Source organism: Streptomyces sp. NPDC088810, assembly GCF_044750305.1.
Classification (GTDB): domain Bacteria; phylum Actinomycetota; class Actinomycetes; order Streptomycetales; family Streptomycetaceae; genus Streptomyces.
In genome coordinates this window covers 561,957-585,727 of sequence record NZ_JBIVJQ010000001.1, presented here as the reverse complement: position 1 = coordinate 585,727, position 23,771 = coordinate 561,957, and the positions used below count along the sequence as shown (strand labels likewise).

Annotated in this window: 23 protein-coding genes; 8 read left to right on the top strand and 15 right to left on the bottom strand. The window is 72.3% G+C overall.

Annotated features, from left to right (window positions below; translation table 11 throughout):
* Positions 1 to 170: 170 nt before the first annotated feature.
* A complete protein-coding gene (leuA, locus tag ACIP4Y_RS02625) occupies positions 171 to 1,892 on the bottom strand; it encodes a 2-isopropylmalate synthase (RefSeq protein ID WP_401386803.1) in 1,722 nt (573 codons plus the stop codon).
* 341 nt (positions 1,893 to 2,233) lie between these two features.
* Here leuA and ACIP4Y_RS02620 point away from each other — a divergent pair, with 341 nt between their 5' ends.
* From ACIP4Y_RS02620 to ACIP4Y_RS02605, 4 genes are read left to right on the top strand one after another with little or no spacing between them, the layout of a single operon-like run.
* The gene (locus ACIP4Y_RS02620) at positions 2,234 to 3,304 is read left to right on the top strand and encodes a M4 family metallopeptidase (protein WP_401386800.1); all 1,071 of its coding nucleotides are present in this window, start codon (positions 2,234 to 2,236) and stop codon (positions 3,302 to 3,304) included.
* A gap of 21 nt (positions 3,305 to 3,325) precedes the next feature.
* On the top strand, positions 3,326 to 3,592 hold the full coding sequence (locus ACIP4Y_RS02615) for a protealysin inhibitor emfourin (protein ID WP_401386797.1): 267 nt from the start codon (positions 3,326 to 3,328) through the stop codon (positions 3,590 to 3,592).
* Between the two features lie 57 nt (positions 3,593 to 3,649).
* Positions 3,650 to 4,963 (top strand): GH1 family beta-glucosidase, encoded by a 1,314-nt coding sequence (locus ACIP4Y_RS02610; protein ID WP_401386795.1) that lies wholly within the window; start codon positions 3,650 to 3,652, stop codon positions 4,961 to 4,963.
* Positions 4,960 to 6,216 (top strand): MFS transporter, encoded by a 1,257-nt coding sequence (locus ACIP4Y_RS02605; protein WP_401386792.1) that lies wholly within the window; start codon positions 4,960 to 4,962, stop codon positions 6,214 to 6,216. The genes ACIP4Y_RS02610 and ACIP4Y_RS02605 overlap by 4 nt, the downstream gene beginning before the upstream one ends.
* Positions 6,217 to 6,219: 3 nt before the next feature.
* Here ACIP4Y_RS02605 and ACIP4Y_RS02600 read toward each other — a convergent pair whose 3' ends face one another.
* A complete protein-coding gene (locus ACIP4Y_RS02600; RefSeq protein WP_401386789.1) occupies positions 6,220 to 7,068 on the bottom strand; it encodes an NAD-dependent epimerase/dehydratase family protein in 849 nt (282 codons plus the stop codon).
* 155 nt (positions 7,069 to 7,223) lie between these two features.
* Here ACIP4Y_RS02600 and ACIP4Y_RS02595 point away from each other — a divergent pair, with 155 nt between their 5' ends.
* On the top strand, positions 7,224 to 8,078 hold the full coding sequence (locus ACIP4Y_RS02595; RefSeq protein WP_401386786.1) for a helix-turn-helix transcriptional regulator: 855 nt from the start codon (positions 7,224 to 7,226) through the stop codon (positions 8,076 to 8,078).
* Here the strand turns inward: ACIP4Y_RS02595 and era are convergent.
* Positions 8,075 to 9,028 (bottom strand): GTPase Era, encoded by a 954-nt coding sequence (era, locus tag ACIP4Y_RS02590; protein WP_208032167.1) that lies wholly within the window; start codon positions 9,026 to 9,028, stop codon positions 8,075 to 8,077. The genes ACIP4Y_RS02595 and era overlap by 4 nt on opposite strands.
* 175 nt (positions 9,029 to 9,203) lie before the next feature.
* On the opposite strand from era, the gene ACIP4Y_RS02585 reads away from it, so the two are divergent.
* Positions 9,204 to 10,514, top strand: coding sequence for an ammonium transporter (locus tag ACIP4Y_RS02585; RefSeq protein WP_401386782.1), 1,311 nt, complete (start codon positions 9,204 to 9,206; stop codon positions 10,512 to 10,514).
* The gene (locus ACIP4Y_RS02580) at positions 10,511 to 10,849 is read left to right on the top strand and encodes a P-II family nitrogen regulator (RefSeq protein WP_189984269.1); all 339 of its coding nucleotides are present in this window, start codon (positions 10,511 to 10,513) and stop codon (positions 10,847 to 10,849) included. The genes ACIP4Y_RS02585 and ACIP4Y_RS02580 overlap by 4 nt, the downstream gene beginning before the upstream one ends.
* Here ACIP4Y_RS02580 and ACIP4Y_RS02575 read toward each other — a convergent pair.
* From ACIP4Y_RS02575 to ACIP4Y_RS02525, 11 genes are all read right to left on the bottom strand, one after another.
* Positions 10,743 to 11,768, bottom strand: a complete 1,026-nt coding sequence (locus ACIP4Y_RS02575; RefSeq protein ID WP_401386779.1) for a WxL protein peptidoglycan domain-containing protein — start codon at positions 11,766 to 11,768, stop codon at positions 10,743 to 10,745. The two genes, ACIP4Y_RS02580 and ACIP4Y_RS02575, sit on opposite strands and share 107 nt — an antisense overlap.
* A 59-nt stretch (positions 11,769 to 11,827) precedes the next feature.
* Positions 11,828 to 13,156 carry a beta-xylosidase gene (locus ACIP4Y_RS02570; protein ID WP_401386776.1) on the bottom strand — a complete coding sequence of 443 codons (1,329 nt, stop codon included), beginning with the start codon at positions 13,154 to 13,156 and terminating at the stop codon, positions 11,828 to 11,830.
* A 175-nt stretch (positions 13,157 to 13,331) separates the two neighbouring features.
* Positions 13,332 to 13,808, bottom strand: a complete 477-nt coding sequence (locus ACIP4Y_RS02565; RefSeq protein WP_358642265.1) for a hypothetical protein — start codon at positions 13,806 to 13,808, stop codon at positions 13,332 to 13,334.
* Positions 13,809 to 14,001: 193 nt separating this feature from the next.
* Positions 14,002 to 14,355, bottom strand: a complete 354-nt coding sequence (locus ACIP4Y_RS02560) for a cytidine deaminase (protein WP_358642263.1) — start codon at positions 14,353 to 14,355, stop codon at positions 14,002 to 14,004.
* Positions 14,356 to 14,422: 67 nt separating this feature from the next.
* Positions 14,423 to 14,782 carry an MmcQ/YjbR family DNA-binding protein gene (locus tag ACIP4Y_RS02555; RefSeq protein ID WP_401386772.1) on the bottom strand — a complete coding sequence of 120 codons (360 nt, stop codon included), beginning with the start codon at positions 14,780 to 14,782 and terminating at the stop codon, positions 14,423 to 14,425.
* The gene (locus ACIP4Y_RS02550) at positions 14,779 to 16,077 is read right to left on the bottom strand and encodes a hemolysin family protein (RefSeq protein WP_401386769.1); all 1,299 of its coding nucleotides are present in this window, start codon (positions 16,075 to 16,077) and stop codon (positions 14,779 to 14,781) included. The genes ACIP4Y_RS02555 and ACIP4Y_RS02550 overlap by 4 nt, the downstream gene beginning before the upstream one ends.
* 9 nt (positions 16,078 to 16,086) lie before the next feature.
* Positions 16,087 to 16,584: an rRNA maturation RNase YbeY gene (gene ybeY / locus ACIP4Y_RS02545; RefSeq protein ID WP_358642257.1), complete on the bottom strand. Its 498-nt coding sequence runs from the start codon at positions 16,582 to 16,584 to the stop codon at positions 16,087 to 16,089.
* A 12-nt stretch (positions 16,585 to 16,596) separates the two neighbouring features.
* Positions 16,597 to 17,676 carry a PhoH family protein gene (locus ACIP4Y_RS02540; protein WP_358642255.1) on the bottom strand — a complete coding sequence of 360 codons (1,080 nt, stop codon included), beginning with the start codon at positions 17,674 to 17,676 and terminating at the stop codon, positions 16,597 to 16,599.
* 151 nt (positions 17,677 to 17,827) lie between these two features.
* The gene (locus ACIP4Y_RS02535; RefSeq protein WP_401386764.1) at positions 17,828 to 18,985 is read right to left on the bottom strand and encodes a carbohydrate kinase family protein; all 1,158 of its coding nucleotides are present in this window, start codon (positions 18,983 to 18,985) and stop codon (positions 17,828 to 17,830) included.
* Between the two features lie 74 nt (positions 18,986 to 19,059).
* The gene (locus ACIP4Y_RS02530; RefSeq protein ID WP_401386762.1) at positions 19,060 to 20,400 is read right to left on the bottom strand and encodes a glucarate dehydratase family protein; all 1,341 of its coding nucleotides are present in this window, start codon (positions 20,398 to 20,400) and stop codon (positions 19,060 to 19,062) included.
* Positions 20,397 to 21,353: a 5-dehydro-4-deoxyglucarate dehydratase gene (locus ACIP4Y_RS02525; protein ID WP_401386759.1), complete on the bottom strand. Its 957-nt coding sequence runs from the start codon at positions 21,351 to 21,353 to the stop codon at positions 20,397 to 20,399. The genes ACIP4Y_RS02530 and ACIP4Y_RS02525 overlap by 4 nt, the downstream gene beginning before the upstream one ends.
* A gap of 216 nt (positions 21,354 to 21,569) precedes the next feature.
* On the opposite strand from ACIP4Y_RS02525, the gene ACIP4Y_RS02520 reads away from it, so the two are divergent.
* A complete protein-coding gene (locus tag ACIP4Y_RS02520) occupies positions 21,570 to 22,790 on the top strand; it encodes an MFS transporter (protein ID WP_401386756.1) in 1,221 nt (406 codons plus the stop codon).
* Here the strand turns inward: ACIP4Y_RS02520 and ACIP4Y_RS02515 are convergent.
* Entirely contained in the window at positions 22,763 to 23,767 is a 1,005-nt protein-coding gene (locus ACIP4Y_RS02515; protein WP_401386753.1) for an adenosine deaminase, read from the bottom strand. The genes ACIP4Y_RS02520 and ACIP4Y_RS02515 overlap by 28 nt on opposite strands.
* Positions 23,768 to 23,771: the final 4 nt, after the last annotated feature.

Genomic DNA, 23,771 nt, shown 5'->3' with positions numbered 1-23,771 from the left:
CCGCACGGCAGCATCGCCGCGCTGGCGTGATGTTAGCCACATCACCGAGGCGGAGTCAGTACCCCGTAAGAGACCTTTCCGTGACCTGAGGGGCGCGATGGCCGATAAGTGACGGCGCCCTGACCGCCGTACGCAGCGGTCAGGGCGCCGAAAGAGCCGGTCGGACGGGGTCAGCGGGCCGCGCGGTTCACCGCGGAGACGACCGCCTTCAGCGACGCACGCGTCGTGTTCGCGTCGATGCCGATTCCCCACAGAACCTTGCCGTCGATCGCACATTCGATGTAGGAGGCGGCCTGCGCGGAGGCGCCCTCGCTCATCGTGTGCTCCTGGTAGTCCAGCAGGCGAACGTCGATGCCGATGGACTGCAGGGCGTCGAAGAAGGCCGAGATCGGACCGTTGCCGGAGCCGGTCAGGACGGTGTCCTCGCCGTCGACGGTGGCCTCGACGGTCAGGGTGTCCACGCCGTCGGTGTCGGTGGTCGACTGGCCGGTCCTGACCTGGATGCGGCCCCAGGGGTTGTCCGGATTCGGCAGGTACTCGTCCTGGAAGACCGCCCAGATCTCCTTCGGCGTGATCTCGCCGCCCTCGGCGTCGGTCTTGGCCTGGATGAGCCTCGAGAACTCGATCTGCATCCGGCGCGGCAGGTCCAGCTTGTGGTCGTTCTTCAGGACGTAGGAGATACCGCCCTTGCCGGACTGCGAGTTGACCCGGATGACGGCCTCGTAGGACCGGCCGACGTCCTTCGGGTCGATCGGCAGGTACGGCACCGCCCACTCGATGTCGTCGACCGTGACGCCCTTGGCCTTGGCGTCGGCCTCCATGGCGTCGAAGCCCTTCTTGATGGCGTCCTGGTGGGAGCCGGAGAAGGACGTGTAGACCAGGTCGCCCACGTACGGGTGGCGCGGGTGGACCTCCATCTGGTTGCAGTACTCCCACGTGCGACGGATCTCGTCGATGTCGGAGAAGTCGATCTGCGGGTCGACGCCCTGCGAGAACAGGTTCATGCCCAGGGTGACCAGGTCGACGTTGCCGGTGCGCTCGCCCTGCCCGAACAGGCAGCCCTCGACACGGTCGGCGCCGGCCATCAGGGCCAGCTCGGCGGCGGCGACGGCCGTACCGCGGTCGTTGTGCGGGTGGACGGACAGGCAGACGTACTCACGGCGGGTCAGGTTGCGGTGCATCCACTCGAAGCGGTCCGCGTGCGTGGACGGCGTCGAACGCTCCACGGTGGCGGGCAGGTTGAGGATGATCTCGCGGCCCGGGCCGGGCTGCCAGACGTCCATGACCGCCTCGCAGACCTCCAGCGCGAAGTCCAGCTCGGTGTCGGTGAAGATCTCCGGCGAGTACTGGTAGCCGAACTCGGTCTCCGGGCCCAGCAGCTTCTCGGCGTACTCCATCACCAGGCGGGTGCCGTCGACGGCGATCTGCTTGATGTCGTCCTTGGAGCCGCGGAAGACGACCCGGCGGAAGACCGGGGCCGTGGCGTTGTACAGGTGGACGGTCGCGCGCCGGGCGCCCTTCAGCGACTCCACGGTCCGCTCGATCAGGTCCTCGCGGGCCTGGGTCAGGACGGAGATCGTCACGTCCTCGGGGATCGCGCCCTCTTCCTCGATGATCGAGCGCACGAAGTCGAAGTCGGTCTGGCCGGAGGCGGGGAAGCCGACCTCGATCTCCTTGTAGCCCATCTTGACCAGCTGGTCGAACATGCGCCGCTTGCGCTCGGGCGACATGGGGTCGATCAGGGCCTGGTTGCCGTCGCGCAGGTCGGTGGAGAGCCAGCGGGGGGCGGCGGTGACGCGCCGGTCCGGCCAGGTGCGGTCCGGGATGTCGACCTGCTCGTAGCGGCCGTACTTGTGGATCGGCATGGGGCTGGGCTGCTGGCGGTTGGCCATGATGGCGTGGGCTCCTCAGGATGTCCGGATATCCGAGTGGACGGCCGACGACGCAACGCCGAGCTCCGCGGGGAGGGAGTCGGCCTCGACTACAGGCCCTCGCCGCGGCAGCTAAGAAGAAGCAGCCAGAAACGCATGATGCTCCGCAGCCTAGCCGAGCCGTTCCCGGTGCGCGGGCCTGTCCCAGTATGCGGGACCGTGCGGCAAAACAGGACAAAAAGTGCGCTGCACCACATCGACGTAGCACACCGTCACGGACCGTCGCGCTCCCTGTCCGGGTATTTCACCAATCATGGTGGCAGGTAGTGACACGGGCGTCACACAGTGCAAATGTGCCGGGCATGACGACCTACGGGGGCTCCCAGCCCGTCTTCTGCACGATCGTGCCGCCGCACGTCCTCGACAAGCTCGCCCGCAACGAGGACCCCGCGCTCTCCGGCCCGGCCCGCCGATCCCTGGAGCACGACGCCTACCAGCGCACCAAGCGCCGCCTGACCACGGTGATCGGTGCGCCCGCCGTCGCCCCGCCCGCGGGTGCCGACGCCGACCAGCCGCACCGCACGGTCTACGACGCCGAGCACGCCCAGGACCTGCCCGGCACCAAGGTCCGCGAGGAGGGCTCCGAGCCCGGCCCGGACGCCTCGGCCAACCGTGCCTACGCGGGCCTGGGCGCCACCTTCGAGCTGTACCTGACGGCGTACGGCCGGCACTCCATCGACGACAACGGGCTGCCGCTCGACGCCACCGTGCACTTCGGCGAGAACTACGACAACGCCTTCTGGAACGGCGAGCAGATGGTGTTCGGCGACGGCGACGGCGAGATCTTCCTCGACTTCACCATCCCGGTCGACGTCATCGGGCACGAGCTGACCCACGGCGTCACCCAGCACACCGCCAACCTGACCTACTTCGGGCAGCCCGGCGCGCTCAACGAGTCGCTCTCCGACGTGTTCGGCTCGCTGATCAAGCAGTACACGCTGGGCCAGACCGCCACCGAGGCCGACTGGCTGATCGGCGCCGGGCTCCTCGCCCCGCGCGTCACCGGCACCGCCCTGCGCTCGATGAAGGCCCCCGGCACGGCGTACGACGACGACGTCCTCGGCAAGGACCCGCAGCCGGCGAAGATGGAGGACTACGTCCGCACCGGCCGCGACAACGGCGGGGTGCACATCAACTCCGGCATCCCGAACCACGCCTTCTACCTGGCCGCCACCGCCCTCGGCGGCTACGCCTGGGAGAAGGCCGGTCAGGTCTGGTACGACGTGCTCACCGGCGGCGAGCTGAAGGAGGACGCCCTCTTCGCCGACTTCGCCACGCTGACGGTGAAGGCGGCCCGGGAGCGGTACGGCGCCGGCGGCGAACTCCAGGCCGTGCAGAAGGCGTGGGAACAGGTCGGGGTGCGGACGCTGTAGTTCCGTACTACACAGAGACCCATGCGTATTCGAGTGCGGCGCACGGGCGGTTTCGCGGGAATCGAGCGCCGGGCCGAGGTGGACACCTCGGGCCGGCCCGACGCCCCCGAGTGGCAGACCCTGGCCGAACGCGTCCTGGCGGCCGGCCGGAGCACGCCTCCGGCCGGCGTCCCGGACGGCTTCGGCTACGAGATCACGGTGGACGGCCGCACGGTGTACGCGGCCGATCCCCGACTCACCGAGGACGAACGGGAGTTGGTGTCACGGCTGTTGAAGGAGGGGGCGTAGGGGCCGGTTCGCGCCGGGGCGTTGACTTCCGTTACCGGGGGTAAGGATGATCCGGCCATGGCGACTGACGCAGGCACTGCGATCCCCCGGTTCCCGCCCGGCTTCCTGTGGGGCGTGTCGACCTCGGCCCACCAGATCGAGGGGGCGGCCGGGGAACGGCAACCGTCCGTCTGGGACGTGTTCACGGCCGAGCCCGGGCGGGTGAAGGACGGCTCGACGGCGGCGGTGGCCTGCGACCACTACCACCGCTACCCCGAGGACGTGGCCCTCCTGGCCGGCCTCGGCGTGGACGCCTACCGCTTCTCGGTCTCCTGGCCCCGGGTGAACTCCCCCGGCGGCCTGGACTTCTACGACCGCCTGGTGGACGAGCTGTGCGCGGCGGGCGTCCGGCCCGTCCCGACCCTCTTCCACTGGGACCTGCCGGCACACCTGGACTGGCTGGACCGGGACACGGCGGCCCGCTTCGCCGACCACGTGGCAGTGGTCGCGGACCGGCTCGGCGACCGGGTGCACAAGTGGATCACCCTCAACGAGCCGGCGGAACACACCCTGCTGGGACACGCCCTGGGCGCCCACGCCCCCGGCCGGCACCTGCTCTTCGACGCGCTCCCGGTCGCCCACCACCAGCTGCTGGCCCACGGACTGGCCGTACGGGCGCTGCGCGCGGCCGGCGCCCGTGACATCGGCATCGCCAACTCCCACGGCCCGACCTGGCCCGCCTCGCCGGAGCAGGCGGACCTGGAGGCGGCCGGCTTCTACGACCTGCTGCTGAACCGCCTGTTCGCCGAGCCGGTCATCCTGGGCGCCTACCCCGAGGGCATGGGCGACCTGATGCCGGGGGACGTCGAGTCCGACCTGAAGGTGATCGCCGAGCCGGTCGACTGGTACGGCGTGAACTACTACGCCCCGACGCGGGTGGGCGCCCCGCAGGGCACCGCGACCGAGTTCGGCGGACTGACGATGCCGGCCGAACTGCCCTTCTCGGTGCGGGAGATCGAGGGCCGGCCGGTGACCGACTTCGGCTGGCCGGTCGTCCCCGAGGGGCTGACGGAACTGCTCACCGGCTTCCGCGAGCGGTACGGCGACCGGCTCCCGCCCGTCGTCATCACCGAGAACGGCTGCTCCTACGAGGGCGTCGACGACCAGGACCGGATCGCCTACCTGGACGGCCACATCCGCGCCCTGTACCGGGCGGTCGAGGCCGGCGTCGACGTGCGCGGCTACTTCGTGTGGTCCCTGCTGGACAACTTCGAGTGGGCCGAGGGCTACGCCCGCCGGTTCGGCCTGGTGCACGTCGACTACGCCACGCTGGAGCGCACGCCCAAGGCCTCCTACCACTGGTTCCGGGAGCTGCTGCGGGCGCAGGGATGACCACCGTCCGCCCATCGGCCGCCGCCCTCGCCGAGCCGGTCGAACCGGTCGGCCGGGGCTGGACGGCGTCGCTGGCGCTGGCCAACGGGGCGATCTGGGTGGGCTGGTTCGGCCCGCTGCAGATCCTGCTCGCGGCCCAGGCGAAGGACTTCGCGCCCGGCTCCGGGATGTCGAAGGAGACGCTGCTGGCGTGGGTGACGGGCGCCGGCGCGGTGGTCTCGCTGCTCGCGAACCCGCTCTTCGGCGCCCTGTCCGACCGGACGACCGCCCGCCGGGGCCGCCGTACCCCGTGGATCGTGGCCGGGTCGGCCGGCGGTGCGCTGTCGTTGCTGCTGCTCGCGGGCGCGGGCGGGGTGTGGTCGATGGCGGCGGGCTGGTGCCTGGCGCAGCTCACCCTGAACGCGGCCTTCGCGGCGGTCACGGCGGCCGTCCCGGACCGGGTGCCGCGGGGCCGGCGGGGTGCGGTGGGCGGCTGGCTGGGCGCGGCCCAGATCCTGGGCGTGGTCGGCGGGACGGGCCTGGCCACGGCGGCGGGCGGGACCGGGGCCGGGTATGCGGCGTGCGCGGTGTTCACCGTCGTGGGGGTGGCGCCGTACGTCCTGCGCCACGCGGACCTGCGGCTGGCACGGGAGGACCGGCCGCCGTGGTCCTGGCGGGGGTTCCTCGCCGGGTTCTGGCTGAGCCCGCGCCGGCATCCCGACCTGGGCTGGGCCTGGCTGACCCGCTTCCTGATCAACCTCGGCAACTCCCTGGTCCTGCTGTACCTCCTGTACTACCTGCGCGACGGCCTGCACCGCTCCGACCCCGAGCAGGGCGTGCTGATCCTGACGGCCGTCAACGGCCTGACGCTGCTGGCGACCGTCGTGGCCGGCGGGGTGTGGTCGGACCGGGTGGGCCGGCGCAAGCCGTTCGTGGTCTGGTCGGGCGTGCTGATGGCTCTCGCCACGGCGGTCCTGTCCGGCTGGCAGACCTGGCCGGGCGCGATCGTGGCGGCGGCCGTGCTCGGGGTGGGCTTCGGGGTCTTCACGTCCGTCGACTTCGCGCTGATGACGGACGTCCTGCCGACGGCACTGGACCGGGGCAAGGACCTCGGCGTGCTCAACGTGGCCAACGCCCTCCCCCAGGTCGCCGCCCCCGCCGTGGCGGCACCGATCGTCACCCACCTCGGCGGCTACCGGGTGCTGTACCTGGTGGCGGCGGCGATCGGGCTGGGCGGGGCGGTGCTGGTGGGGCGGATCCGCGGGGTGGAGTGACCCTCACAGGGCGCCGGCGTCGCGGGCGCTCCACAGGGTGGGGAAGTACGGCCGGTAGCCCAGTTCGCGGCGGATGCGGTCGGTGGAGGCGATGCCGTACCAGGGGTCGGGGTCGGGGCCGTCCGCCGGCGGTTCCAGGCCGAGGACCTGGTGCAGTTCCAGGACGCTGACCGTGGCGTCGTCGGCGATGTTGTAGGCGCGGCCGGCGGCACCGGGCGCGTGCAGCAGGCGCAGCAGGCCCTGCGCGGCGTCCGCGACGTGCACGAGCTGGAACACGCGCTTGGTGGCGGGCCATCCGGCGATCTGCCGGGAGGCGTTGGCCAGGTGCGGGTCGCCCTCGCCGTAGACGAAGGCGAGGCGGCCTATCCGGACGTCCAGCCCGTCCAGGGCGAGCAGCCCGCGTTCGGCCTCCAGCTTGGACTCCGGGTACGTCATCCACAGCGGACCGCCCGGCACGGCCGGGTCGTCCTCGACGTGCGGCCGGCCGCGTCCGGCGCCGTACACCAGGATGGTGCTGGTCTGCACGAACCGCCGTACGCCCGCGGCGGCGGCCGCCCGGCCCAGCTCCAGGGCGGCGTCGCGGTTGACGGCCCGCATCTCCTCGTCGGGCACGCCCCGGAAGGCGGCCGCGATGTTGACGACGGCGTCCACTCCGGCGAGCGCCTTGCCGAGGACGTCGGAGTCGCGCAGGTCGCCGACGACGACCTCGGCGCCGCGGTCGGCGAGGGCGGCGGCGCGGGACGCGTCGCGCACGATCACCCGGACCTGCTCGTCCGGCCGGGCCTGGGCGAGCAGCCGGGGGACGAAACCGCGTCCCACCTGTCCGGTGGCGCCGGTGACCAGGGTCAGCATGGTGGTGCTCCTCTCGATCGGAACCCGTTCGAATCCCGTTCGGGTCCGTGGGGTGCACCCAGCCTCGGCCGCGGGCCGGGGCGGCGGGAGAGACCTCCCGATCGGGGGATCGGCAGTCCCTGGATGAGCCGGCCGGGCTGCCCCACGCTTGAGGGGTGAACCGAGCCGAACTCGCCGACTTCCTGCGCCGCGGCCGCGCCCGGCTGGAACCGTCCGACGTGGGCCTCGCGCCCGGCGCCCGCCGTCGTACGCCCGGGCTGCGCCGGGAGGAGGTGGCGTCGCTGGCCGGGATGTCGGTCGACTACTACACCCGGCTGGAGCAGCGCCGGGGCCCGCGGCCGTCCCGCCAGATGCTGACGGCGCTGGCGCGTGCGCTGCGCCTGACCGACGACGAACGCGATCACCTGTTCCACCTGGTGGGCGAGGAGCCGCCGCGCCGGGACGCGGCCTCGGGCCATGTCCGGCCCGGCCTGCTGCTGGTCCTGGACCGGCTGTACGACTCACCCGCGCAGGTGGTCACGGACTGCGGCGAGGTGCTGGCGCAGAACGCGCTGGCCAAGGCGCTGGTGGGGGACGCGTCCGCCCGCCCGCCGCGCGAGCGGAACCTGACCCGGCGGTTCTTCCTGGACCCCACGGCCCGCGCCCTCTTCCCGCCCGAGGATCTCCCTGCCCACGCCCGGGACCACGTGGCCAACCTCCGCGCGGTGGCCGCGGCCCGCCCCGACGACCCGGGACCGGCGGCTCTGGTGGCCGAACTCCGCGCCGCGAGCCAGGAGTTCGCCCGGCTCTGGGAGGAACACGAGGTGTCCCTGCGCCGCCCACGCGTGAAGCGCTTCCTGCACCCGGTGGTGGGCCTGCTGGAGCTGGAGTGCGAGGTCCTGCTGAGCCACCAGAGCCACCATCACCTCATCATCCACACGGCCCGCCCCGGCACCGAGTCGCACGACAGGCTCCAGCTGCTGAGGGTGGTGGGCCTGCAGGACCTGACCCCACAGGACGCCCCCGGCTAGAACCCCAGCCGGCGCAGCTGCTTCGGGTCCCGCTGCCAGTCCTTGGCGACCTTCACGTGCAGGTCCAGGAAGACGGGCGTGCCCAGGAGTGCCTCGATGTGCTTGCGGGACTTGATGCCGACCTCCTTCAGGCGCTTGCCCTTGGGGCCGATGATGATGCCCTTCTGGCTGGGGCGCTCGATGTAGACGTTGGCGTGGATGTCCAGCAGCGGCTTGTCCGCCGGCCGGTCCTCACGCGGCAGCATCTCCTCCACGACCACCGCGATGGAGTGCGGCAGCTCGTCGCGGACACCCTCCAGCGCCGCCTCGCGGATGAGTTCCGCGATCATGACCTGCTCGGGCTCGTCGGTGAGGTCGCCCTCGGGGTAGAGCGCCGGGCCCTCGGGCAGCATGGGGATCAGCAGGTCCGCCAGCAGGTCGACCTGCTTGTTCGCGGTCGCCGACACCGGGACGATCTGCGCCCACTCGATGCCCAGCTCCTTGCCCAGCTGGTCGATCGCGATCAGCTGCTCGGCCAGGGTCTTGGAGTCGACCAGGTCGGTCTTGGTGACGATGGCGACCTTCGGGGACTTGCGGATCCCGGCCAGCTCCTTGGCGATGAAGCGGTCGCCGGGCCCGATCTTCTCGTTCGCCGGCAGGCAGAAGCCGATCACGTCGACCTCCGCCCACGTCGTCCGCACGACGTCGTTGAGCCGCTCGCCGAGCAGCGTGCGCGGCTTGTGCAGTCCCGGCGTGTCCACCAGGATCAGCTGGGCGTCCGGCCGGTGCACGATCCCGCGCACGGTGTGCCGGGTCGTCTGCGGCTGGTTGGCGGTGATCGCCACCTTCTGCCCGACCAGAGCGTTCGTGAGGGTGGACTTGCCCGCGTTGGGGCGGCCCACGAAGCAGGCGAAGCCGGCGCGGTGGGCGGCCTCGGCCGGCTGCTCGGAAGACTGGGTACGAACACTCATGGCGTTCATTGTCCCTGATCCACGAGGCTCCGCCGTACCGCCCCGGCACACTGCCCCTCCCGGTGAGATTCCGGAAACCCGCCCGCAACGAAACGTCACGGAAACACACCCGTACGCGACCGGAAACGCACACCGGTGACCCTCTGACGCAGCCCCCACACCGTTGGAGACGCCCGTGACCCTCGCCGCCGCCCATGTGAACACCGGCGACACCGCCTGGCTGCTCGCCGCGACCGCCCTCGTCCTGCTGATGACCCCGGGCCTGGCCCTGTTCTACGGCGGCATGGTCCGCACGAAGAGCGTCCTCAACATGCTGATGATGAGCTTCGTGTCGATCGCCCTGGTCACGGTCGTCTGGCTGGCGGCCGGCTACTCCCTCGCGTTCGGCGACGACATCGGCGGCGGGCTGCTCGGCGGCCTGGAGCACGCCGGCATGCGCGGCCTCGGCCCGGCCGACGTCCACGGCACGGTCCCCACCGTCCTCTTCGCCACCTTCCAGCTGACCTTCGCGATCATCACGGCCGCGCTGGTCAGCGGCGCGGTCGCCGACCGCACGAAGTTCTCGGCATGGCTGGTCTTCGTACCGCTGTGGACGCTCCTCGTATACGTTCCGGTCACCCACTGGGTGTGGGGCCCGGGTGGCTGGATCCTCGACGGACTCGGCGCCCTGGACTTCGCGGGCGGTCTGCCCGTCGAGATCACTTCCGGCGCCTCCGGACTGGCGCTCTGCCTCGTCCTCGGCCCCCGCCTGGGCTTCAAGAAGGACGCCATGCGTCCGCACAACCTGCCCATGGTGGTCCTCGGCGCCGGTCTGCTCTGGTTCGGCTGGTTCGGCTTCAACGCCGGCTCCGCGCTCGGCGCGAACGGCCTCGCCGCCGCCGCGTTCCTCAACACGCTCGCCGCCGGCTGCACCGGCCTGCTCGGCTGGCTCTTCGTCGAGCAGAAGCGCGACGGCCACCCGACCACCCTGGGCGCGGCCTCCGGCGCGGTGGCCGGCCTGGTCGCGATCACCCCGTCCTGCGGCACGGTCTCCCTGCTCGGCGCCCTGGTCGTGGGCCTCGCCGCCGGTGTCGTGTGCAGTTACGCGGTGAGCTGGAAGTTCAAGCTGAACTACGACGACTCCCTGGACGTCGTCGGCGTCCACCTGGTCGGCGGCGTCATCGGCACCCTGCTGATCGGCCTGTTCGCCGAGAGGGCGATGACCGGCGGCACGGAGGGCCTCCTCTACGGCGGCGGGCTCGCCCCGCTCGGCAGGCAGCTGCTGGCCGTGGTGGTCGTGGCCGGGTACGCCTTCGGGGTGACGTACGGCCTCGGCAAGCTGCTCGACAAGGCGCTGGGCTTCCGGGCGAGCGAGGAGCAGGAGCACACCGGCCTGGACCTTACGGTGCACGCCGAGACCGCATACGATCACGGCGTCCTGGGCCACGGCGCCCCGGTCAGCTCGTCCGTCCTCTCCTCCGCCCAGAAGGTCAAGTCCCAGGCATGAAGCTCATCACCGCGATCGTCAAGCCGTACCGTCTGGACGAGGTCAAGACCGCCCTGCAGGAGCTGGGGGTGCACGGTCTGACCGTGACCGAGGCGAGCGGCTACGGCCGGCAGCGCGGCCACACCGAGGTGTACCGGGGGGCCGAGTACCGGGTCGACCTGGTGCCGAAGGTACGCATCGAGGTCGTGGTGGAGGACGCCGCCGCCGACGACGTGATCGACGCGATCGTCAGGGCCGCGCAGACGGGGAAGATCGGGGACGGAAAGGTGTGGTCCGTTCCCGTGGAGACGGTCGTCCGGGTGCGGACCGGCGAGCGCGGACCCGACGCGCTCTGACCAGCAGCGCCCCGGTCAGCACGCCGCCGGCGAACACCAGCGTCACCACGAGCCAGGGCAGCGCGAGGAAGCCGGCGCTCGCCGACTCCCGGGTGTCCTCGGCGCGCGCGGTGAGCGTCACGTCCGCCTGGTCGAACTGGGGCGCCCCGCGCCAGGTCTCGGTGAGCCGCACCCGCTGCCCCGGCAGCAGTTCGGCGGGCACCCGGGTCAGCTCCCGGTCGAGCAGCGTGCGGCCGAACAGTCCGCGCGCCTTCAGCTCCACCTTGGGGCCGAGGGTGACGTTCCCGGTGTTGCGCAGGGTGTAGGAGACGGTGGCCGTGCTGTCGCCGAGGCCCGGGACCAGCGGCTGGTGGTGGCTGATCCGCAGGTGCTCGACGGCGAGCGCGGGCAGTGCGGGTCCGCCGACCCGGAGGTAGACGCGGGCGCCGACGGCTCGCCGGACACCGAGGGCCAGCTTGCCGCCGCCCGGGTCGACCCGCTCGTCGAGCGCGACGATGGCACCCGGGTGGTCGCCGGGTTCGGCACCCTCGGGCACCCGCAGAGTGAAGGGCACGGTGACGGTCCGGTGCCCCGGCACGGTGATCCGGGGCGTGGCGGGTCTGGCCCAGGCACCGACCCCGCGCATGCGTTCCCCGGCGGTGCGCACGGCGAATCCGCCGTCCCGGGCGGTGTTGTAGGCGTCGGCCGCGTACAGCCGGAAGGTGAGCGGCCGGCCGGTCCTGTTCCGCACGGCGACCTTGTCGGTGAGGGTCTGGCCGGGTTCGGCGGAGAGGGTGAAGTAGGGCCGCGCGGCGATCTTCGAGGCGACCGGGTAGACGGACCAGCTGCCGTTGTCGGCGGCGTGCGCCGGGCCCGCCGGCAGACCGGGCAGGCCGAGGAGAGTGAGCAGGCTCAGGAGGAGGACGTGCGGCTTGCGCATGGGTGCGGACCCCCACGGACGAGGGACAGGGGAACGGGCGGGTGCGGACGCCCGTACGCTCAGGTGAGCGTCAGCGTGAGCACGCCGGAGTACGCGCCGGGCGGCGTGAACGCCGGTACGTCCAGGGAGAGCCGGGCGTCCACGGTGAACTCGCCGCCGGTGAGCGTGCCGTTGGCGGTGGAGGCGAGGGTCGCGCCCGCGCTGCCCACGGTGCCCGCCGAACCGGCCTTGCAGGTGCTGGGGCTGCCCGCCTTGGTCGCGCAGGCCGGCGTCCAGCTCAGCCGGCCTGCGTCGATCTTGGCGCCAGGGCCGGTGAAGTCGGTGACCTTGCCGGTCAGGGACCAGCCCGCGGGCCCGCCGCGGAAGTCCTTGACGGTCACCGTGTTCAGGCTGCCGGTGGAGGCCCCGCCCTGGCCGAAGTCGACGCCCGACAGGGCGACGGAGTCCCCGGCCTGGGACATGGACAGGGTGCCCGCCTTGACGGTGGTGGTCAGCTTCTGGCTGCCGGCCGGGACGGGCGTGTTGTCGTTGACGACGTAGGCCGCGGGCCCGGCGCCCTTGTCCGGGTTCCAGGAGGCGCCCTCGTAGGCCACGATCCCGGTCGTCGTCCTGTCGTTGACGACGAGGGAGCCGCTGAAGGAGCCCTGGGCGTTCGCGGTCACGGTCGCGGTGTCCGCGGTCTGCTTGTCGCCGGCCCGCCCGGCCAGGGTGACGGTCGCGCCCGGCGTGAAGTTCGTCCCGCTCACGGTGACACCCGCTCCGACGTCACCGGAGGCAGAACCGAGCGAGATGGCGCGGGTGTTGGCCGGGGTGCCGTCGGTCGCGGTGACGGTCTGCGAGACCGGGGCGGGCGGGGTGATGACCGTGCACGGGGTGTCCAGCTCCAGGATGTAGCTGGTGTGGATGGTGTAGTCGCCGGGCGAGAGAGTGATCTGCCCGGCCTTGGTGACGGTGAAGGTGCCGGTCATGGAGAAGGACGGGAAGGCGGCCTTCCCCGGCACCGGCGGATTCTTCTTCGGCCCGGCGACGGTGATGTCACCGCTCTGGGCGCCGCCGAGGGTGACCTTGCCGGTCGGGGTCATGATGTCGGCCGGCAGGGCCAGGTCGGTGGGGTTGCTGGCGGCGGCCGTGACCACGGTGTAGGTCACGGTGACCGTGTCGCCGACCTTCGGACTGGTCTTGTCCACCGAGACGTTGGCGGTGGTGGTGCCGTCGATCGGCGGGATGCCCGCGACGGCCGGCGGAATGCAGTGCGTGGCGAAGTCCACGTTCGCGCCGGCGGCGCCGGCCGGACAGGCCAGCGCGCCGCCCGCGGTGACCGCGAGCGCGGTCGACCCGAGCAGTGACGCCCAGCGCCACCGTCGGGCTCTTCGGGGTGTCGGACCCATGGGCCCCCTCCTGAGGGTTGCGGGCGCAGCGGCTCATCTGCGCCGACAGGGGGCATTGATGTGGAGCGGGGGTGAGAAGTCAATGGAGATGCCGCAGAAATCTGACGGATCATCAGTTTCTGCGGCATCAGGGGTGGTTACGGCACGATCCGGAACGGATCGCTCAGCAGGGGCGTCAGCTGAAGACGAAGGGGCCGGGCGCCTGCTTGGCCGTGGCGGTACAGGTCACGGTGATCCCGAAGATGACCATCTTCAGCGAGCCGCCGTACGCCTCCAGGCTGTCGCCGGGGGCCACGGTGCCGGGCAGCGGGCCGACGGTGACCGCCGAGCCACTGGCCATCGCCGGGTTCTTCGTCCCGCTGAAGACGGTGGTGCCGCCGCTCGCCTTGACCATGGTGAGCGTGGAGGCGATCGAGTCCTGGGCCACCGCGACCGGCGTCTTGATCGCGGTGGAGGTGAGGGTGAGGGTGGCCGAGCCGCCGCTCTGGGTGGCGGTGAGCGTGGCCGTGCCGCCGCCGAAGATGCCGCAGTTCGCGGTGATGGTCGCCGACTGGGGAGTGACGGCGGCCGCGGTGGGCGCGAAGGCCAGTCCGGTGACCGCGAGGGCCCCGGCCGCCAGTGCCGCACCTGTTGCCGTGCGCTTGCCTCTCATGGGGATCCGCTTCCCTTCCCTGGTGGGGAGTGCATGGGGGGACGCCCGACGGACGGGAGGGCTGCGCAGGCAGGTGCGGGCACGTGCGCGGCGGTGCGGATCTGACGGTCCGTCGGACGGTACGGGACCATTGACGCGCGTCGGACCGGACCGCGGCAAGGTTGAATTTAGGCCGACCTGTTGTTCGGTCGGTTCAGGAGGCGGCGACGGTGGCCCGCACGGTGCCGTCGGGCGAGGCGAGCAGCACCGGTGTCCCGGCACCGCCCAGGTCGGCGACGGCGGCCAGGTCCTCGGCCGGCACCGACTCTGCCTCGCTCACCACGGCCGCCGCCTCCAGGGACGCGGCCCCCGACGCCACGGCCATGGCGACCGCCGTCCGCAACGCGCTCAGCTTCAGCGAGGCGAGTCCCACCGACCCGGCGACGTACGTCCGCCCGGTGTCGTCCCGTACGGCCGCCCCCTCGGGCACACCGTTGCGGGCCCGCGCGGAACGGGCCAGGGTGACGATCTTGCGGTCCTCGGGGTCAAGCGCGTTGCTCTCGGTCATGCCCCGAGCATACGAAGTCCTGCCCGCACCCCGGGCCCGCGCCCCACCGGCCGCGGCCGGCACCGGATCACGGCCGGTCCAGCCGCAGCCGCTCCGCCCTCGGCAGACCCGCGACGACGAGGTCGTACGAGTCCTCGATCAGCTCCCGCACCAGCCGGGCGGGGAGGCCGCCGTCCACGGTCACGGTGTTCCAGTGCCGTTTGTTCATGTGCCAGCCGGGGACGATCAGGCCCTCGTGCTCGGCGCGCAGCCGGAGCGCGTCCTCCGGGTCGCACTTGAGGTTCACCGTCAGGGGCCGCGCGTCCAGGTGCGTCAGGGCGAACATCTTGCCCAGCACCTTGAAGACCGAAATCTCCGGGCTGAACGGGAAGTCCTCCACGGCCGCGTTGAAGGACAGGCAGAAGGCGCGCAGCTCCTGGGGGGTCACTCGGCCTTCTCCTCCTCGGCGACGGGGACGGGGACCGGCTCCACCAGTACCGTGACGATCTTGTTGCGGCGGCCGGCGGCGGCCTCGGCCGTCAGCTTCAGCCGGCGTTCGTCGGGCAGTTCGACCTCGGCGGAGGCGCCGGCGATGGGGACGCGGCCGAGCGCCTTGGCGAGCAGTCCGCCGACGGTCTCCACGTCCTCGTCGTCGTACTCCTCCAGGCCGTACAGCTCGCCGAGGTCGGTGATGTCCAGGCGGGCCGTGACCCGGAAGCGGTCGTCGCCGAGGTTCTCCACGGGCGGGAGTTCCCGGTCGTACTCGTCGGTGATCTCACCGACGATCTCCTCCAGGATGTCCTCGATGGTGACGATGCCGGCGGTGCCGCCGTACTCGTCGATGACGACGGCGACGTGGTTGCGGTCCTTCTGCATCTCGCGCAGCAGGTCGCCGGCGTTCTTGGTGTCGGGCACGAACACGGCGGGGCGCATGGCCGTGGACACCAGGTCGCCCTCCGCCTCCCGGCTGATGTGCGTCTTGCGGACCAGGTCCTTCAGATACACGATCCCGACGATGTCGTCCTCGCTCTCGCCGGTGACCGGGATCCGGGAGAAACCGGAGCGCAGGGCGAGGGTGAGGGCCTGGCGGATGGTCTTGAAGCGCTCGATGGTGACGAGGTCGGTGCGCGGCACCATGACCTCGCGCACGAGGGTGTCGCCCAGCTCGAAGACCGAGTGCACCATCCGGCGCTCGTCGTCCTCGATCAGCGACTCCTTCTCCGCGAGGTCGACCAGCGCGCGCAGCTCGGCCTCGGAGGCGAACGGGCCGCGCCGGAAGCCCTTGCCGGGGGTGAGCGCGTTGCCGATGAGGATCAGCAGGGACGGGATCGGCCCCATGATCCGGGCCAGCGGCAGCAGCACGTACGCCGCCGCGGTCGCCGTGTTCAGCGGGTGCTGGCGGCCGATGGTGCGCGGGGAGACGCCGACGGCGACGTACGACACGAGCACCATGACGCCGATGGCGATCAGCAGGGCCTGCCAGGTGGCGAACTCCTGCAGGCAGGCGTAGGTCACCAGCGCCGCTGCGGCCATCTCGCAGGCCACGCGGACCAGCAGGGCCACGTTCAGGTAGCGGGTGGGGTCGGCGGCGATCTGGGCGAGCTTGGCGCCGCCCCGCCGGCCGGACTTCACGGCCTCCTCGGCGCGGAAGCTGGAGACGCGCGCGAGGCCCGCCTCCGCGCAGGCGGCGAGCCAGGCCACGACGACCAGCGCGATCGCGCCGACCACGATCTGCGGAGACATCCGGCCCGCTTACGAGACGGTCGGCGCCGGGGACGGCCCGGTCAGGCCGCGCTCGGCCCGCCACCCGTCCACGATGGCGGCCTGGAGGCCGAACATCTCGGCCTTCTCGTCGGGCTCCTCGTGGTCGTACCCGAGCAGGTGCAGCACGCCGTGGACGGTGAGCAGCTGGAGCTCCTCGTCCATGGAGTGCTGCGTGGGCGCCTCGGCCCCCTGCTTGGCGGCGACCTCCGGGCACAGCACGATGTCGCCGAGCAGCCCCTGCGGCGGCTCGTCGTCGTCCTTGGACGGCGGGCGCAGCTCGTCCATCGGGAACGACATGACATCGGTGGGGCCGGGCAGGTCCATCCACTGGATGTGCAGCTGCTCCATGGCGTCGGCGTCCACGACGATCACCGAGAGCTCGGAGAGCGGGTGGATGCGCATCCGCGCGAGCGCGTAGCGGGCGACGTCGAGGATCGCCTGCTCGTCTACCTCGGTGCCGGACTCGTTGTTGACGTCGATCGACATGGTCGTGCTGGTCTACTTCCCCTTGGTGCCCTTGGCGCCGGACTTGCCACGGCCGCCCTTGGGGCCGCCGTTCTCGGTGCCGTACTTGCTGTCGTACTGCTCGTACGCGTCGACGATACGGCCCACCAGCTTGTGCCGTACGACATCGTGGGACGACAGCCGGGAGAAGTGGACGTCCTCGACGCCCTCCAGGATCTCCTGCACCTGCCTCAGACCCGACTTCTGCCCGTTGGGCAGGTCGACCTGGGTGACGTCACCCGTGATCACGATCTTCGAGTCGAAGCCGAGGCGGGTGAGGAACATCTTCATCTGCTCGGGGCTCGTGTTCTGGGCCTCGTCCAGGATGATGAAGGCGTCGTTGAGCGTGCGGCCGCGCATGTAGGCGAGCGGCGCGACCTCGATCGTCCCGGCGGCCATCAGCCGGGGAATCGAGTCCGGGTCGATCATGTCGTGCAGCGCGTCGTACAGCGGGCGCAGGTACGGGTCGATCTTCTCGTAGAGCGTGCCGGGCAGGAAGCCGAGCCGCTCGCCCGCCTCCACCGCCGGACGGGTCAGGATGATCCGGTTGACCTGCTTGGACTGGAGGGCCTGCACGGCCTTGGCCATGGCCAGGTAGGTCTTGCCGGTACCGGCGGGGCCGATGCCGAAGACGATCGTGTGCTTGTCGATCGCGTCGACGTACCGCTTCTGGTTGAGGGTCTTGGGGCGGATGGTGCGACCGCGCGAGGACAGGATGTTCTGCGTCAGCACCTGCGCCGGGGTCTCCGACCCGTCGCTCGTCCCGTTGTCGCTCGCCTTGAGCATGGCGATCGAGCGTTCCACTGCGTCCTCCGTCATCGGCTGCCCGGTGCGGAGCACCAGCATCATCTCGTCGAACACGCGCGAGATCAGGGCGACGTCCCCCGGGTCGCCGACCGCGCTGATCTCATTGCCCCGGACGTGGATGTCGGCCGCCGGGAAGGCCCTCTCGATCACACGCAGGAGGGAGTCGCCGGAACCCAGCACCGTCACCATGGGGTGCTGGGCGGGGACGGTCAGCTGCGCTCTCGCCTGCTCCTGCGCGGGGGTGTGAGCTGTGGGTGTCTGTGTCATGGGCCGGCGCTGAAGGCCTGCGCTTCCTCCTCGTCACGGCCGCACGGCTGAGGGCGGCCTCGCATGTCCAGGGTACGACGGAGGGCTGACAACACCGTAGGGCTTTTCATACGACCGGTCCTCCCGGGCCGAAGCGTGGTCCGGTCGGGCGTCAGCCGGACCGGCGGAACCCGATGGTCGGCACGGCCCGCCGCAGCGGCCACGGCCGGTCCAGTTCCTCCGGAACCAGGCCCTCGAGGAACTCGTACCGCCGAAGAGCCGCAGGTGACTGCCCCGGCAGCGACTGCACGCGCCGCCACCACGCCCCGATCTCCGACCACCCCGGCGCCGACAGCGACCCCCCGAACTCCTGCACCGACAGCGCGGCGGTGAGCCCGGCGAAGGCCAGCCGGTCCGCCAGCGGCCACCCCGCCAGGGAGCCCGTCACGAACCCGGCGACGAAGACGTCCCCGGCCCCCGTCGGGTCCAGCGCCTCCACCGCGATCGCCGGCACCTCCGCCGTCTCCCCGGTCCGCCGGTCCACCGCGTACGCGCCCTCCGAGCCGAGCGTCACCACGGCCACCGGCACGTACTCGGTCAGGGCGTGCGCGGCCAGCCGCGGGCAGTCGGTACCGGTGTACCGCTTCGCCTCCTCCGCGTTGGGCAGGAACGCCTCGCAGTGCTCCAGGTCGGGCAGGCCGGACAGGTCCCACGCGCCCGTCTCGTCCCAGCCGACGTCGGCGAAGATGCGGGTGCCCGCGCGGGCGGCCCGCGCGATCCACGGCGCGCCGCGCCCGGGGGTGAGGGAGGCCACGGCGGCCCGCGAGCGGGGCGGCCGGCCGGCGGCGCCCTCCCGGAGGAGGACGGCCTCCGTGGGCGGCTCGTGCCCGTGGGAGACCATGGTCCGCTCGCCCTCGTAGGCCATGGAGACGGTGACCGGGGAGTGCCAGCCGGGCACGGTCCGCGAGGCCGAGAGGTCGATGCCCTCGCCCTGTTCCAGCGCGTCCCAGCAGTACTCGCCGTAGTGGTCGTCGCCGAAGGCCGCGGCGAGGGCGGTGCGCAGGCCGAGCCGGGCCAGGGCGGTGGCCATGTTGGCGACCCCGCCGGGGCTGGAGCCCATGCCCCGGGCCCAGGACTCGGTGCCGCGGACCGGTGCCGAGTCCAGGCCGGTGAAGATGATGTCGAGGAAGACCGTGCCGGTGAGGTAGACGTCCCAGGGCGGGTCGCCGGGGGCGCGCAGCGCGGCGAGCGGGTCGACCTGGGTCTGGCAGCGTGCTGCCTGGGTGAGGTGTTCCGGTTCCTCTCCGGTGAGGGTGTGCGACGGCGTCACGGTGCGCTCCCTGGCGTGGTGCGGTTCTGGCCAGTGTGCACCAGGTCACGCACCGGTATCCCGTGCGGCGCCGGTCACCAGCGGGGCATCACCGGTGTCCGCCAGTCCGGTTCGCCCCTGCGCATGGCCGCCGCGTCGTCGCGGTCGCGCAGCGAGCCGTCGTCCTCGGCCCACCGCCGGTGCAGCCGGTCCAGTGCGTCGCGGTCCAGCTCTACGCCGAGGCCGGGCGCGTCGGACACGGCGACCCGGCCGCCCTCGAACGCGAGCCGCTCGGTGAGGACGTCCTCGGACTGCCAGGGGTAGTGGGAGTCGCAGGCGTGGTGCAGGTCCGGGACGGTGGCCGCGACCTGGGTCATCGCGGCGAGGCTGATGCCGAGATGGGTGTTGGAGTGCATGGACACCCCGACCCCGAAGGCGGCGCAGATCGCGGCGAGGTGCCGGGTGCTGCGCAGCCCGCCCCAGTAGTGGTGGTCGGCGAGCACGACCTGGACGGCGTCCTTCGTGAACGCCTCCCTGATCTCGCCGAAGGTGGTCACGCACATGTTGGTGGCGAGCGGGACGCCCTCCCGTCGCCCGTCACCGCCCTCGCCCGAGGCGCTTCGCGCCGCCCCTTTCAATCCGGCGGCCACCTGTGCCATGGCGGGCGTGCCGAGCGTCGGGTCCTCCAGGTACTCCAGGACGTCGCCGAGTTCCTTCGCGACCTTCAGCGAGGTCTCCACGGACCAGGCACCGTTGGGGTCGAGCCGCAGCGGGTGGCCGGGGAAGGCCTCGGCGAGGGCACGGACGGCGGCGATCTCCTCGTCGGGCGGGAAGACCCCGCCCTTGAGCTTGAACGAGCCGAACCCGTGCCGCTCCCGGAGCCGGCGCGCCTGTTCCACCACGCCGGCCGGGTCGAGCGCGGCACCCCACTCGTCCGGTTCGGCGGGGACGCCCGCCGGGTGCCGGTCCCACTTGTAGAAGAGGTAGGCGCTGTACTCGACGGCGTCCCGCACCTTGCCGCCGAGCAGCGCGTGCACGGGCAGCCCGAGCGCCTTGCCCTGGGCGTCGAGGCAGGCGACCTCGAAGGCGGACAGCACGGACAGCCGGAGTTTGTCGGCGCTCTGCACACCACGCAGCCCGCCGGCGTCCACCTGCCCCTGGACCCGGGACTCGTCGACGCCGAGGTCGATCTCGAACAAGCCGTTCACATCCATGACCGACCGTCCGGTGAGCCGCTCGGCCAGCGGCCGGGCGAGCTCGAGGTACTTGGTGTCGCCGTAGGTCTCACCGAGCCCGGTGACCCCGTCGGCGGTGACGAGCTCCACGATCAGCCGGGGGGTGTACGGCTGGTGCACGCCCTGGGTGTTGAGCAGCGGCGGGTCGGCGACCAGGATCGGGGTCAGCCGTACCTCGGCGATGGTCAGGTCACGGGTCACAGGGAGGCTCCTACGAGGTCGAGTCCGGCGGTGAGGAGGGCCTTCAGGTCGGCGAGGTCGGCGGGCGAGGGGTCGGCGAGCGGGGCGCGCACGGGCCCGACGGGCTGGCCGCGCAGCCGGGCCGCCGCCTTCACCAGGGACACGGCGTATCCGGGTGCGCGGTCGCGGAGTTCGACGAACGGGACGTAGAAGGCGCGCAGCAGCTTGTCGACGGTGCCGTGGTCCTCGTCCCGGAGCGCGGTGAAGAAGGCGCCGGCGATCTCGGGGGCGAAGGCGTGCACGGCGGAGGAGTAGGCGGGGACGCCGACGGTGGCGTAGGCGCGGGCCTGGATCTCGGCGGTGGCGGCGCCGTTGAAGAAGAGGAAGCCGTCGGGGGCGGCCAGGGTCAGGCGCTGGAGCCGGTCGAGGTCGCTGTGGCCGTCCTTGACCCCGATGACGTTCGGGATGCGTGCGATGCGTCGCAACGTGCCGGCGGTGTAGGCGACTTGGCCGCGCTGGTAGGCGACCATCGGCAGCCGGGTGCGGGCGGCGAGCTGTTCCAGCTGGGCGGCGAGACCGTCCTGCGGGGCCTCGGTCAGATAGTGCGGCAGGACGAGCAGGGCGTCGGCGCCGGCCTCCTCGGCGATCCGCGCGAACCGGGCGGCCTGCGCCCAGCCGTATCCGGTGCCGGCGACCACGGGCACCCGGCCGGCCGCCTCCTCGACGGCGACGGTGACGACCGTCCGGTACTCGTCCTCGTCCAGCGAGAAGAACTCGCCGGTGCCGCAGGCCGGGAAGACGGCGCCGGGACCGGCGGCGAGCCGGCCGGCCACATGGGTGCGGAGGCCGTCGGGGTCGAGGGTGCCGTCGTCGTGGAAGGCGGTGAGCGGGAAGGAGAGCACGCCCCGCGCCATCCCCTCCCGCAGCCGTCGCGCCACGTCCTGCGGAGCCGGGTCGCCGCCCACCTGGACCATCTCCTCTTATGAATAGCGTCTACATATGAGAACAGACGCTAGACGCTCTTACCCCCTTCCACCACCCTCAAACGCGACCGTGGCCCGGATCACACCCACCGGACTTCTTCCGGAACCACGTGCTTGATACAACTTGCTCGCGCGTTCCTGTCCGTCGACGGTCGTCGCCCAACCCCCTTTTCCGAGCCGCTCCTTCCGCCTGCCCTGGGAACGCCCGTGTCCGCCCCCCGCACCCTGCCCTGGCCCCTCGTCGCCCTGTTCACGGCCGGGTACCTCGCCCCGTACCTGCTCCCCACCACCGTGGGCAGACTCGCCTCCGGGCTCCCGCTCACCGCCACCCGGGCCGGGGCCGTCGGCAGCGCCCTGCTGCTCGGTTCGGCGACGGCGGGCTTCCTGCTGGCCTCCCGCGTCGACCGGATCGGCCCGCGCTCCCTCGCCCGCGCCGGCCTCGCGCTCGCCGCCCTCGGCTACGGCGGCGCGGCCCTCACCACCGTCGTACCGGCCGTCGTCACGGGCGCGGTGATCGGCGGCTTGGGGTCCGGCACGGTCACGGCGGTCGCCGCGAGCGGCATCGCCGGCCAGCGTGACCCGCACCGGGTCACCACCCTCGGCCTGCTCGGCGTGTCCGCCCTCGCCGGCGCGCTGTACCTGACGATCCCCCACCTCGGCCCCGGCCACGGCCTGCCCCTGGCCGCGATCGCCCTGACCTCGCTCGCCGTCTGGCCGCTCACCGGCCGCCTGTCCGCCCGCACGGCCCCGGCCCGCACGTCCGCCGGGTACGACCGTCTCCCCCACCCCCGGGCCGGACTCCTCCTGGCCGCCGCGATGCCCTTCTGGTCCCTCGCCCAGAACGCCCTCTGGGGCGTCAGCGGGCGCATCGGCCTCGACCAGGCCCACCTCACCGAGGTCACCGTCGGCGCGGTCTTCGCGGTCGCGCTCGGCGCCGGACTCCTCGGCGTCGTCGGCGCGGGCGCGCTCGGCCCGCGCCTGGGCCGGGCGCTGCCCATCGGCGCCGGTACGGCCCTCATCGCGGGCTGCATCGCGCTCAGCGCGACGGCGGCCGACCTGCCTGCGTTCGCGGCGGGCGAGATCGCCTGGAACCTGCTCTACCCGGTCGTACTGTCGTACGTCATCGCCCTGGCCGCCTCCCTGGACCCGCGCGGCCGCTGGACGGTCCTGGTCGGCTCGGCATCCTCGCTGGGCACGGCGGCGGGCCCGCTGACCGGCAGCGTGCTGGCGGACCGGGCGGGCTTCCCGGGGATGGGGCAGGCGCTCGCCGCCGAACTGCTGCTGATCGCCGTACCGATGACGGCGGTCGCGCTGCGGACCGGCAGGCGCGCCGTGCCGGTCACGGAACTCGCGGTCCTGGAGGTTCCGGTGGAGACGCCCGCCGTGGCCGCCCGGCGCGCCTACGACACCGCGTCCCCGAACCTGTAGGCGTCGACCTCGGCCAGGTAACGGCCCCTGCGCTCCTCGTCGTCCTCCAGGAAGGAGGCGAGGAAGGAGTTGCGGGCCAGCTCGCGCAGCCGTTCCTCACCGAGGCCCAGCACCGAGCGCACCGCGTCGAAGTTGTCGCCCGCGTACCCGCCGAAGTAGGCGGGGTCGTCGGAGTTGACCGTGCACAGCAGACCGGCGTCGAGCATGGCCGGCAGCGGGTGGTCGGCCAGGGTGTCCACGGCCCGCAGCCGGACGTTGGACAGCGGGCACAAGGTCAGCGGCACCCGCTCCCGGACCAGCCGCTCCACCAGCGCCGGATCCTCCATGCAGCGCAGCCCGTGGTCGACGCGCTCCACGCCGAGCACGTCCAGCGCCTCGGTGATGTACTCCGGCGGGCCCTCCTCGCCGGCGTGCGCGACCCGGCGCAGCCCGAGCACGGCGGCGGCCTCGTACACCTCCCGGAACTTCACCGGCGGATGCCCGACCTCCGCGGAGTCCAGGCCGACCCCGGTGATCCGGTCCAGGTACGGCTCGGCGGCCCGAAGGGTCGCGAGGGCCGACTCGGCGGACTCGTCACGCAGGAAGCACATGATCAGCCTGGTGGAGACGCCGTGGTTCGCCTCGCTCCTGCCCAGCGCCCGCCACAGCCCCTCCACGACCGTGCCCATGGCCACGCCCCGGGCCAGGTGTGCCTGCGGGTCGAAGAAGATCTCCGCGTGCCGCACGCCCTGCGCGGCGGCCCGGGCGAGATAGGCGTCGGCCAGGTCGGCGAAGTCCTGCTCGGTGCGCAGGACGGCCATCAGCTCGTAGTACAGGTCCAGGAAGGACTGGAGGTCCTCGAACTGGTAGGCCTTGCGGAGAGCGTCGGTGTCCGCGTACGGAAGGCTCACACCGTTGCGGGCGGCCAGCTCGAACGCCAGCTCGGGCTCCAGGGTGCCTTCGATGTGGAGGTGCAGTTCTGCTTTCGGGAGGGGCATCAAA

Coding starts and splice junctions, on each gene's coding strand:
- ACIP4Y_RS02515 (WP_401386753.1), bottom strand. CDS start 23,767: ATGCCCCTCCCGAAAGCAGAACTGCACCTCCACATCGAAGGCACCCTG.
- ACIP4Y_RS02610 (WP_401386795.1), top strand. CDS start 3,650: ATGGCGACTGACGCAGGCACTGCGATCCCCCGGTTCCCGCCCGGCTTC.
- era (WP_208032167.1), bottom strand. CDS start 9,028: ATGAGTGTTCGTACCCAGTCTTCCGAGCAGCCGGCCGAGGCCGCCCAC.
- ACIP4Y_RS02560 (WP_358642263.1), bottom strand. CDS start 14,355: ATGACCGAGAGCAACGCGCTTGACCCCGAGGACCGCAAGATCGTCACC.
- leuA (WP_401386803.1), bottom strand. CDS start 1,892: ATGGCCAACCGCCAGCAGCCCAGCCCCATGCCGATCCACAAGTACGGC.
- ACIP4Y_RS02600 (WP_401386789.1), bottom strand. CDS start 7,068: ATGCTGACCCTGGTCACCGGCGCCACCGGACAGGTGGGACGCGGTTTC.
- ACIP4Y_RS02615 (WP_401386797.1), top strand. CDS start 3,326: ATGCGTATTCGAGTGCGGCGCACGGGCGGTTTCGCGGGAATCGAGCGC.
- ACIP4Y_RS02580 (WP_189984269.1), top strand. CDS start 10,511: ATGAAGCTCATCACCGCGATCGTCAAGCCGTACCGTCTGGACGAGGTC.
- ACIP4Y_RS02540 (WP_358642255.1), bottom strand. CDS start 17,676: ATGACACAGACACCCACAGCTCACACCCCCGCGCAGGAGCAGGCGAGA.
- ACIP4Y_RS02550 (WP_401386769.1), bottom strand. CDS start 16,077: ATGTCTCCGCAGATCGTGGTCGGCGCGATCGCGCTGGTCGTCGTGGCC.
- ACIP4Y_RS02605 (WP_401386792.1), top strand. CDS start 4,960: ATGACCACCGTCCGCCCATCGGCCGCCGCCCTCGCCGAGCCGGTCGAA.
- ACIP4Y_RS02575 (WP_401386779.1), bottom strand. CDS start 11,768: ATGCGCAAGCCGCACGTCCTCCTCCTGAGCCTGCTCACTCTCCTCGGC.
- ACIP4Y_RS02620 (WP_401386800.1), top strand. CDS start 2,234: ATGACGACCTACGGGGGCTCCCAGCCCGTCTTCTGCACGATCGTGCCG.
- ACIP4Y_RS02565 (WP_358642265.1), bottom strand. CDS start 13,808: ATGAGAGGCAAGCGCACGGCAACAGGTGCGGCACTGGCGGCCGGGGCC.
- ACIP4Y_RS02525 (WP_401386759.1), bottom strand. CDS start 21,353: ATGGTCCAGGTGGGCGGCGACCCGGCTCCGCAGGACGTGGCGCGACGG.
- ybeY (WP_358642257.1), bottom strand. CDS start 16,584: ATGTCGATCGACGTCAACAACGAGTCCGGCACCGAGGTAGACGAGCAG.
- ACIP4Y_RS02570 (WP_401386776.1), bottom strand. CDS start 13,156: ATGGGTCCGACACCCCGAAGAGCCCGACGGTGGCGCTGGGCGTCACTG.